Raw genomic sequence first — 1,240 nt, 5'->3', positions numbered from 1 at the left:
CGTAGAAGCCCCGGCCGCCGCCCCACACCGGCGAGTGCGTGGCGAAGTAGAGCGTGCCGGGCAGGACGGTGGCGGCGTCGCGCCGCGCAGGTCGCCGGTCGCGGCAGCCGGGGAAGTCGCGCACCGCGCCCTCGGGGCGCCCGCCGGCGAGGTAGCAGGCCATGCGGGCGGCGTCCAGGTTCGAGCCGTACGCCGCGTACCAGACCAGGCTCACGGGGCACGACGCTAGCAGAGGCCGGTCGGGACGCTGGGACGCCCCGGGGACGCCCCGGGGACGCCCCAGGGACGCTGCGGGGACGCCCCGGGGGCGCTGCGGGGACGCTGCGGGGACGCCCGGTGGGGGGTTCGGGGGGATGTTCGGGAGAATCCCCGGGGCCGGTCCACGGCGCCCCCGGTACCTCCTACGTCGAATGCGTGTGCGCCGGCGCGCGGGCCCACGCACTGCCCTCACGAACCCCTCACCCCGGCCCGCGGGACCGATCCCCTCTGTTCGCGAAGAGTCCGCCCAGGTCAAGGCCGCCGTCACTGTCCGTCGCCCGGGTGAATGGTTCGTTCACCCCCGCAGCGGGTGCGGTGCCGCCGCAGCCGGTAGCGTCGCGGTCGCATGGCGTTCATCACTCCCATCCCTCCCGTCACGGCACCGTCTTCCCGCAGCCGTTACGCTTCACCAGCGAAAACACCCTATAAAGACCGAAATGGCATTCGATTCGTTCCTCTGCCGTCCCACCAGGCGCCGATGATGAGAATTTCCTTTGACCGCTCTCCCGCTGCATCCGCCGCACCCCCCACCGAGTCATGGTGAGTGAACGTGCTTTTTCACGGGCGTCACCCCGCGTGACGCCCGTGCGCGTTCACACCCGCCCACCCCGCGGGTGACGCCGCACCCCGCCCACCAGACCCGACGGACCTGACCCAGGAACCGGAGCCGAGGACCACCCCCCATGGACGCACGCCAGGACACGGCCGGCCCAGGCACGCTGCACCGCCCCCACCCGGGGTACGCGGCCGCCTGGCCGGTGGCCCAGCCCGCCCACCCGCGCAGCCTGCTCGACATCATCGCCGCCACCGCGCACGCTCACCCCCACGCGCCCGCGCTGGACACCGGCACCCAGGTGCTCGACTACCGCACCCTGCTGCACGAGGTCGACGCCCTGGCCGGCGTCCTGGCCGGCCACGGCATCGGCTGCGGCGACCGCGTCGGCGTGCGCATCCCGTCGGGCAGCGCCGACCTGTACGTCGC

Annotated in this window: 1 protein-coding gene and 1 pseudogene; one reads left to right on the top strand and one right to left on the bottom strand. The window is 74.0% G+C overall.

Annotated elements, in window-relative coordinates:
* Positions 1-214, bottom strand: a pseudogene (locus AB0O00_RS40210) (histone deacetylase); the annotation flags it as partial.
* Between the two features lie 727 nt (positions 215-941).
* On the opposite strand from AB0O00_RS40210, the gene AB0O00_RS40205 reads away from it, so the two are divergent.
* Positions 942-1,240 (top strand): hypothetical protein (locus AB0O00_RS40205; protein ID WP_363659614.1); only part of this gene is annotated, 299 nt, incomplete at its 3' end.

This window comes from Kitasatospora sp. NPDC093558 (assembly GCF_040683475.1).
GTDB lineage: Bacteria > Actinomycetota > Actinomycetes > Streptomycetales > Streptomycetaceae > Kitasatospora.
This window is presented reverse-complemented; position numbering and strand designations above follow the sequence as displayed.